This is a genomic window from Candidatus Igneacidithiobacillus taiwanensis (assembly GCF_031962545.1).
GTDB classification, from domain to species: Bacteria; Pseudomonadota; Gammaproteobacteria; order Acidithiobacillales; family Acidithiobacillaceae; genus Igneacidithiobacillus; species Igneacidithiobacillus taiwanensis.
Genome location: NZ_JAVRKK010000100.1, coordinates 1 through 8,261, shown reverse-complemented (window position 1 = coordinate 8,261; position 8,261 = coordinate 1). Strand labels below are relative to the sequence as shown.

Annotated in this window: 10 protein-coding genes; 5 read left to right on the top strand and 5 right to left on the bottom strand. The window is 63.1% G+C overall.

Annotation, left to right across the window (positions count from 1 at the left end; translation table 11 throughout):
• Positions 1-7: 7 nt before the first annotated feature.
• The 3 genes from hemH to RTI30_RS10835 are packed head-to-tail and all read right to left on the bottom strand — an operon-like array spanning position 8 to position 2,362.
• Complete coding sequence (hemH, locus tag RTI30_RS10845) at positions 8-982, bottom strand: ferrochelatase (RefSeq protein ID WP_312263178.1); 975 nt, start codon at positions 980-982, stop codon at positions 8-10.
• Positions 979-1,752, bottom strand: a complete 774-nt coding sequence (gene xth, locus RTI30_RS10840) for an exodeoxyribonuclease III (RefSeq protein ID WP_312263179.1) — start codon at positions 1,750-1,752, stop codon at positions 979-981. Before xth ends, hemH begins: the two co-directional genes overlap by 4 nt.
• Before the next feature lie 10 nt (positions 1,753-1,762).
• Positions 1,763-2,362 carry a glutathione S-transferase N-terminal domain-containing protein gene (locus RTI30_RS10835; RefSeq protein ID WP_312263180.1) on the bottom strand — a complete coding sequence of 200 codons (600 nt, stop codon included), beginning with the start codon at positions 2,360-2,362 and terminating at the stop codon, positions 1,763-1,765.
• A gap of 116 nt (positions 2,363-2,478) precedes the next feature.
• Here RTI30_RS10835 and rlmJ point away from each other — a divergent pair, with 116 nt between their 5' ends.
• From rlmJ to prmB, 4 genes are read left to right on the top strand one after another with little or no spacing between them, the layout of a single operon-like run.
• Entirely contained in the window at positions 2,479-3,348 is an 870-nt protein-coding gene (rlmJ, locus tag RTI30_RS10830; protein ID WP_312263181.1) for a 23S rRNA (adenine(2030)-N(6))-methyltransferase RlmJ, read from the top strand.
• Positions 3,345-3,623, top strand: a complete 279-nt coding sequence (locus RTI30_RS10825; RefSeq protein ID WP_312263182.1) for a hypothetical protein — start codon at positions 3,345-3,347, stop codon at positions 3,621-3,623. The genes rlmJ and RTI30_RS10825 overlap by 4 nt, the downstream gene beginning before the upstream one ends.
• Positions 3,624-4,385, top strand: coding sequence for an exodeoxyribonuclease III (locus RTI30_RS10820; RefSeq protein WP_312263183.1), 762 nt, complete (start codon positions 3,624-3,626; stop codon positions 4,383-4,385).
• Positions 4,386-4,393: 8 nt separating this feature from the next.
• Complete coding sequence (prmB, locus tag RTI30_RS10815; protein WP_312263184.1) at positions 4,394-5,290, top strand: 50S ribosomal protein L3 N(5)-glutamine methyltransferase; 897 nt, start codon at positions 4,394-4,396, stop codon at positions 5,288-5,290.
• Here the strand turns inward: prmB and RTI30_RS10810 are convergent.
• On the bottom strand, positions 5,257-6,189 hold the full coding sequence (locus tag RTI30_RS10810; RefSeq protein ID WP_312263185.1) for a LysR family transcriptional regulator: 933 nt from the start codon (positions 6,187-6,189) through the stop codon (positions 5,257-5,259). The two genes, prmB and RTI30_RS10810, sit on opposite strands and share 34 nt — an antisense overlap.
• Positions 6,190-6,280: 91 nt before the next feature.
• Between RTI30_RS10810 and RTI30_RS10805 the strand changes: the two genes are divergently transcribed.
• Positions 6,281-7,786, top strand: a complete 1,506-nt coding sequence (locus RTI30_RS10805; RefSeq protein WP_312263186.1) for an MFS transporter — start codon at positions 6,281-6,283, stop codon at positions 7,784-7,786.
• Here the strand turns inward: RTI30_RS10805 and RTI30_RS10800 are convergent.
• Positions 7,747-8,261: mechanosensitive ion channel domain-containing protein (locus tag RTI30_RS10800; RefSeq protein WP_312274841.1), on the bottom strand; the 515-nt coding region annotated here is incomplete at its 5' end. The two genes, RTI30_RS10805 and RTI30_RS10800, sit on opposite strands and share 40 nt — an antisense overlap.

The window sequence follows — 8,261 nt, the reverse complement described above, 5'->3', positions numbered from 1 at the left end:
AAGCGCCCTAGTGGGCCGGCAGGTGTTCGTCGATGATTTGTCGAAAATCGGCAATCCATTCCGCGTCGTCATTCAGGCAAGGAATGTAATGCATTTCTTTGCCGCCAGCCTGGAGGAAGATCTCCTTGCCTTCCACGGCAACCTCTTCCAGAGTCTCCAGGCAATCGGTAACGAAACCGGGGCAGAGGCAGTCGAGGCGCTCAACCCCCTGGCTGCCCAGTTCCTTCAGGGTGACGGCGGTGTAGGGCTCGAGCCAACGCGCCGGTCCAAAGCGACTCTGGAAGGTCTGCACCCACTCCCCATCCCGTAGGCCCAGGGCTGCCACCAAGAGTTCGGTGCTTTTCTCGCATTCGGCGCGGTAGGGATCGCCAAGGGCAATGTTGCGCGCCGGCAGGCCGTGAAAGGAGATGAGCAGCCGCTGCGGCCGTCCATGTTCCTGCCATTGCCGCTGCACCGAACGGGCAAGGGCACCGATGTAGCGCGGATTTTGGTGCCAATCGCGCAGAAAATGCAGTTCCGGCAGATTGCGCCAGGTGCGCAACTCCGCCGCCACGGCATCAAAGATCGATGCCGTCGTCGCCGCTGCATACTGGGGGTAGAGGGGTACTACCAGCATCTCCCGACAGCCAGCGTCGCGCAGGCTGCGAAGTCCCGCTGCCACCGAGGGTTGGCCGTAGCGCATGGCCAGGGTCACCTGCACCCGGCCCGGCTGCTCGGCATCGTAGAGTGCCTGCAGGCCTTCGGCCAGACGTTGGCTGTACACCCGCAGTGGTGAGCCTTCGTCGAGCCAGATGCTGCGGTAGGCACGGGCGGAGCGTGCCGGGCGGGTGAGCAGGATGGGCCCGTTGAGAATCGGCCACCAGACCAAGCGGGGAATTTCCACGACCCGCGGATCGCTGAGAAATTCTCGCAAATAGCGGCGCAGGGCCGGTGCCGTGGGGGCGTCGGGGGTGCCGAGGTTGACAAGGAGAATGCCGATCATGAGGGCTCCTTGAGTTGCAGGACAACAGGGGCGTGGTCCGAAGGACGTTCCACGGCGCGCGCAGTGCGGTCGATGTGGACGTCGTCGAGGGCGGGCAGGAGGGCGTCACTGCCGAGGAGGAGATCGATACGTAAACCAATGTTGCGGCGGAAGCTGGCGGCACGATAATCCCACCAACTCCATTCCTGCGCATCGGGGTGCTGGTGCCGAAAGAGATCGTGCAGGCCCAGGCTCAGTATCCCTTGCAGGGCAGCGCGCTCGGCATCGGAGCAGAGGATTTCCCCGGCCCAGGCCGCTGGATCGTGGACGTCGAGGTCGCTCGGGGCGATGTTGAAATCGCCCAGCAAGAGCAGGCGCGGCCAGCGCGCCAGTTCGGCGCGGAGAAAATCCTGTAGACGGGCGAGCCAGTCGAGTTTGTAGCGATACTTGTCGCTGTCGAGGGATTGCCCGTTGGGCACATAGACATTGACGATACGCAGGTCCCCGATACTTGTGGCGCAGAGTCTTGCCTGCCCATCGCTACCGTCTGGCCAGTCGCATTGGCTTGCCTGTAGTGGCAGGCGACTGAGGATCGCCACCCCGTTATAAGTGGACTGCCCGTGGAAGAGGCTTTGATAGCCGATTTCCGCCAGTTCCGCCGCTGGAAAGCGAGGATCCGGCAGTTTGGTTTCCTGCAGGCAGAGCACATCGCTTTGGCTTTCCTGCAGCCAGGACAGCACCTGCGGTAGGCGTACTTTCAGGGAGTTGACGTTCCAACTGGCAATTTTCACCCCGCCATCCTCACTGTGGTGAGGTCTCGCGCAAGCTCGGACGGCTGCGCAAGGCCAAATACCAGCGCTGCAGATCGGCGCAAGAAACCAGGAGCTCCGGCGCGCGCAGGTCGACATAGCCAACGGCTGCCGCGGCGGCAATCTGCTCCAGCGGTAGCGGCGCCTCGGTGGCGGGGGTCCAAGTGCGCGCCTTTTCCTGCAGATAGGCGAGGCCGCTCTGCACCTTGCCAGCTTGCTTGTGCAGCAGGGCGGGGTCCTGGCAATCCTTACTGCGCCGATGTTCCATGACCCAGGCAATGGTGGCGTCCATGATGCCATCGGCGAGGGCCTCGAGGCGCAGGGCATGGATGCGTTCCTTGGCATCGACGGGAAACAAGGCCGGCTGCGGGTGCATCAGTTCGAGGTACTGCAGGATGACCGTGGAGTCGTAGATGGCGGTACCGTCGTTGGCTACCAACACGGGAACCTTGCCCAAGGGATTTTGTTCCTTGGCGGCATGTTCGGGGTCGCGCAGATCAACCTGCTCGATATCGCAGGGGAGACCCTTCTCGATGAGAGCGATGCGGACCTTGCGGGCATAAGGGCTGGTGGGCGTGACGTAGAGGCGCATGGGGAATCCTCGCAGGCAGACGAATGCCTTATCATGACCAATGCCCGCCGCCAAGCCAAGGGTGGGGCGCCGGTCCGCCGCCTGCTACACTCGCGTTTTGTTGCCAAGAAACGCGTATGAACTATCGTCACGCCTACCATGCCGGCAATGCCGCCGACTGCATGAAGCATCTCGCCCTGGTGCTGAGCCTCGAACAGCTCCGGCAAAAGGACCGCCCCTTCTATTGTCTGGATACCCATGCCGGCGCTGGACGCTACCTACTAGAGGCAGGCGCCGAGGCCGATCAGGTAGTGCGCCGCCTCTGGCCCCAGCGCCGCGACCTAGCGGCCCTACGCGCGTGGCTGGATCTCTTGCATGCCGAAAACCCCGGCAAGGAACTGCGCCAGTATCTTGGCTCGCCCCTCCTCGCGGCGCGGCTGCTGCGCCCCGAGGATGAACTCATCCTCCTCGACAAGGTGCCAGCGGTCTTGGCAGAGTTGCGGCAAGTCGTGGGTAAGCGGCCGCACACGCGGTTTCTGGAGGAAGACGCTTATGGCTTTCTGGCGCGCAATGCGCCGCCAGTCCCGGGGCGAGGTTTGGTCCTCGTCGATCCGGCTTTCGAGGCCGTCGATGAATGGGAGCGCCTCGCCGAGGCCTTGGTTGCCGCCTTGCAACACTGGCCGCAAGCGAGTTTTTTGGTGTGGTACCCAGTAAAGATCCGCGGTAAGATCTCACGCCTAGTGAAGCGCTTGCAGGCGCAGTCCGCCCTCGAGTCCATCGAACTGCTCTGGGATGAAGAAACGGGTGCTGAGCGTTTGATCGGTTCCGGGCTCCTGCTTTTGCGTCCCATCTGGGGGGTGACGGCGGCGCTGCTTGCCGGTCTTGGCCAAATGGCACCGCTGCTCGCGGCGCGCGGCACTTGGTCGGTACAGCTACGCGCCCTCCCCCAAAGTAGCGGCGCAAGCAGCAAAGCATCAACGCCATATGCAGGAAAGAAAAAGCTATGAAGGCATTGCCAGCAGTGGACCAGATTCGCGAATTGCAGCTCTACGGCGGGCCCAAGGCAGAGCTACAGTTGCGCTTGGCGCAGCGACCCGACAATCGCCTCTCCATCCAGGTGCTCTACGACCTCGCCTTGCGCTATGGAGTCATCAGCCCCCAGGGTGCGCGCGAAGCCTTGGCGCAATTGCCCGCCGACGACGCCAGCGGCGCCGATGCCCGCGCCCTCTTGGAGCGGGTGCTCGAGCAGGGAGAATTCTTCGCCCTGCGCACCCTGCGCTAAATGCGTCTTTACAGCTGGAATGTGAACGGCTGGCGAGCGGCCCTGCGCAAGGGCCTGCGCGACTGGGTAGAGACGGCGCAGCCCGACATTCTCTGCATCCAGGAGAGCAAGGCCGACCCGGCGCAATTGCCGAAGGCGGATGCCGCTCTTGCCGGCTACCATAGCGATTGGGCGGTGGCGGAACGCCCCGGCTACAGTGGTGTGGCAACCTTCGCCCGAAAACCCCTGCGCCTGCTCCAGCGCGGTCTGGGTAAGCCGGAGTACGATCGTGAGGGCCGGGTGCTGGTGCACGATTGCGGCGACTTCGACCTCTACAACGTGTATTTCCCCAATGGCAAAAAAGATCCGCAGCGTTTGGCCTACAAACTTGCGTTTTATGCCGATTTTCTGGCCCAAATCGAGGCCCGGGTGGCGGCGGGACGCCCGGTGATCTTCTGCGGCGACGTCAATACCGCCCATCAGCCCATCGATCTCGCCCGCCCGGCAGAGAATGCCAAGATTTCCGGCTTTCTGCCCGAGGAGCGCGCCTGGCTCGATCGCTGGGCGGCAGCCGGTTGGGTCGACAGCTTTCGGTATCTGCACCCGGATTTGCAATGCTTTTCGTGGTGGAGTCAGCGCACCGACGCGCGGGCGCGCAATGTCGGATGGCGTTTAGATTATTTCTGGGTACACCAAAGCTTGCTGCCGCGCCTGCGTGGAGCGGGCATTGCCACCGAAGTCACCGGCTCCGATCATTGCCCGGTGTGGCTGGACATCGACTAGGAGCACCCATGCGCTGGCAAGAATATCGAGAACTGGCGGCAGGCCTGGAGAGCATCGAGGATTTTTGGCGTTTTGCCTACAGCCGCTTCGCTCGGGCGCAAATCGATTGCAGTCAGGGCTACCAGACCCCCAAGGCCGAGGCCGCCGCCCTGCTGGCGCGACGCCTGAACCTCGAACCCGAAGAATTGCCGGACTGGACCCGTGCCCGCCTGAGCCCAGCGGAGCGCGAGACGGTTCTCGCTGCCTTTTTCCAACGCGAAATTCTGCGCCGACCCACCGCCTATATTCTGCAAGAGGCCTGGTTTGCCGGACTGCGTTTTTACGTCGACGAACGGGTGCTGATCCCGCGTAGCCTCCTCGAACCCTTCATCGAGGCGGGATTTGCGCCCTGGCTGCAGGCCGATCGCGTTGCCCGCATCCTCGAGATCGGCACCGGCTCCGGGTGCATGGCGGTGGCCCTGGCGCAGCGCTTTCCGCAGGCAGCCGTGGATGCCGTCGATGTCTCGGCCGATGCCCTTGCCGTTGCCGCCCTCAATGTCGCCGCCCATGGGCTGGAAGAGCGCATTCGCCTGCTGCAATCCGACCTTTTCGCCGCCCTCGCCGGCCAGCGCTACGATCTCATCGTCAGCAACCCTCCTTACGTCGACGCCGCGGCCATGGCGGCTTTGCCGCCGGAATACTGCCATGAGCCCCGCCTCGCCCTCGCCGCCGGCGCGGATGGCCTCGACTGCCTGTTGCCCTTGCTGCGCGAGGCGCCGGCCTACTTGCAGCCAGGGGGGATCCTTGCCCTCGAAACGGGCGATGCCGAAGAAGCCCTCCTCACCCAGCATCCAGAATTTCCCCTCATCTGGCTCGAGCACCCAGCGGGCGGCTACGGTGCCTGCGTCCTCTTGGCCGAGTCCTGAGCCCCTGCTTGCGGCAAGAGTAGATCGAGAAAGGCGCGCAGGGCATGGGACCCGTACTCGGCGCGGGGATGCACGAGATACAGGGTCCAAAAGAGGCCCTTGGGGGGCTCGAGACGCAGGGAAGCCAAGGGCCAGCGTACCTTGTCGAGCGCCTCGACCGAGGCAAAACCAATCCCAAGCCCGGCGGCGACCGCTTCGCGCAGGGCCTCCACCCCAGTCACTTCGACGGTGTAACTGGGTTTTAGGCCGGCGGCGCTGAGGGCCGCCTCGACGCGACGGCGAATGCCCGAATGCGGCTCCCGCCACACGATGGGTTGCGCGAGGATTTCCGCCCAGCTGGCGCTCTTCTTTCCGGCCCTGGCCCAAGGATGCTGGCGCGGCAGAATCGCCACCAACTCGTCTTCCCGCCAGGGAACCTGCTCGAGGTGCGCGGGTAGTGTCCCGCTAACAATCGCCTCTTCGGTGAAGAGCAGGTCCCAATCGTGCCAATCGAGATCTTCCAAGGCCAAGGCCCCGGTCTGCAGCCGCAATTCAATGCCGGGATAGCGGGCGCGGAATCGTGCCAGATGTTCCATGAGAAAATAATTGGCAACGGTGCTACTGGCGGCAATGCGCAGTTGCCCTTCCTGTTGTTGCTGACGCTGGCTGACCCAGTCCTCGATTTGCTGCAGATCGGCGCGCAACCTTCGCAGCAGGGGGAGAAGACTCTCGCCGGCGGGACTGAGACGGATACCACGACCCTCGCGTAGGTAGAGGGCTTCACCGAGGGCCAGTTGTAAGCGCTGCAGACGGCCGGAAACCGTGGGTTGACTGCAGTGCAGGCGGTCGGCGGCGCGCGCCACACCCCCCTCTTCGGCCACCGCCAGAAAGCTCAGCAAATCCTCGGGGTGCAATTTCATCGAGATTTCCGATCAATCAGCAAAAATAAATCCATTGGATCAATATAAGTCAGAGCGCTAGCTTTGCCTACCAGATCTCTGGGGAGGCTCCGTGTCGCTAGCTGCGCAAAAACTGCCCTGGCTCCTGTTTCTTGGCGTTGGCCTTGCCCTCGGCCTTGGCTCCTTTGACGGTGCGGCCGTGCAGGGCATATTTCCGTACCTCGCTGGGGGTGTGGCGACGAGTAGCGATCATGCCCTTTGGACCCTAACCTATTTCATCGTCAATTGGTCGGTGGGGATTACCCTCATGCCCTGGACCACCGTCCGCTTTGGCCCGCGGCGGGTATTCGCGGCGGCTTGTGGTCTCGCTGCCCTCGGCAGCCTGATCAGTGCCAGCACCAGTAACCTCTGGGTTCTTTTGCTCAGCCGCGCCATGGAGGGGATGGCGGCGGGGCTACTGGTTCCCCTAAGCCAAAGCCTCTTCTTGCGTGCCAGCCCGCCGGCGCGCCATGGCTTGGTAACCGTCCTCTGGAGCAACGCCATGCTCGTGCCCTTTTTCGTCGGCCCGGCCATCGGTGGTTACCTTGCGGTCAACTTCGGCTATCGGTGGATCTTCGCCCTGTCGATCCCGATTTGGCTTCTTGCCGCTTGGTTGGGCGCGCGAGCCATCGCCGAGCCGCCGCGGGAGCAGCGGCCACCGGCCTTCGACGCCCTCGGTTTCCTGCTGCTCTACGCCGGGCTGATGGCGCTGCAAATCGTTCTCGACAACGGTGAGCAGGATGGTTGGTGGCACTCTCGTTTCATCCTGCAGACCACCCTCGTCGCCCTCATGCTGCTCGCGCTTTTTGCCTGGCGGGAGGGCAGCGCCACCCATCCTCTCTTGCGCTTTCACTACCTCCGCCAGCGCAACTACTGGTTGGGGCTGCTCTTGCTGTGTTTGGGCTGGGCCCTATTCATGGGCTGGGCCTCTCTTTTGCCCCTCTGGGCGGAAGAAAACCTGGGCTTCAACGGCTGGTGGGGGAGTACCATTCTGCTGCCCATCGGTCTCGCGGCGGTACCGGTCTCCTCGCTGATGAACCGCCTGCACGGGCTACTCGGCCTGCGCCGCTTGGCCAGTGCCTGCTTCCTGCTCTTTGCCTTTGCCTATGGCCTGGCCTATCTCAGCCCGATGATGAGTCTAGCGGATCTCTTCTGGCCGATTTTCCTTCTTGGGCTCGGGGTGGGCTCGCTCTTTGTTCCCTTCACCCTGATCATCCTTTCTGGAGTTCCCAAAGAAGAAATTCCCTCGGCCAGTACTACCAGTAATTTCATTCGCGTCTTTAGCGCCAATATTGGCGTTACCGTGCTCGAAGTGCTGTGGAGCCGCTGGACGGCGCTGGCGCATGCACAACTGCGCGCCACCCTGCCCGCCGAAGCCGGTATCCCCTTGCCGCAACTGCTGCAGCATCTCGACCAGTTGGCAGCGACCCTGAGCCTAAACAACCTGTTGCGCTTCTCTTTTTGGCTGGCCCTGGCGGCGGCCCTGGTCGCCTATTTCTTTCTCGTGCCGCCGCGCCGTTTGGCCACGGCAACGAAAGATTATGTGGAACTCGAGGAGCGGGAGTTGGGTTCGACCTGAATAGCCGTTGGCTGAGCGAAGCTGATTTCCTGACGCGGGCGGGGGATCTCGATCCCTGCCCGCTCAAGGGCGTCGGCAAGAAGCCAGTGGTACTCGGCTTGGGTTCCGCCAGGGCGCATCAGGGCATCGCGCTCCACCCAAACGATCATCTGACAATCGTAGCCAGCGTCGCCGAAAGCGGTAATCCATAAGCCGGGCTTCTTACCCTCCACATCGAGGGTGTGGGGAGAGCGCTTGGCGGCGGCGATGACGAGCTCGCGCAAGGCCTCGCGGTCGGTACCGTAGGGCACCCGAAAGGGGATGTGCAGGCGCATGGTACTGTCGCTCAGGCTCCAGTTGATGACTTCGCCATTGACGAATTGCGAGTTGGGGATCAGATAATCGACATTGTCGTTACTGCGCACCTGGGTGTAGCGCACGCCCAAGTGGACGACCTCACCGTGCGGACCGTTCTCCTTGATTTGGATGTAATCGC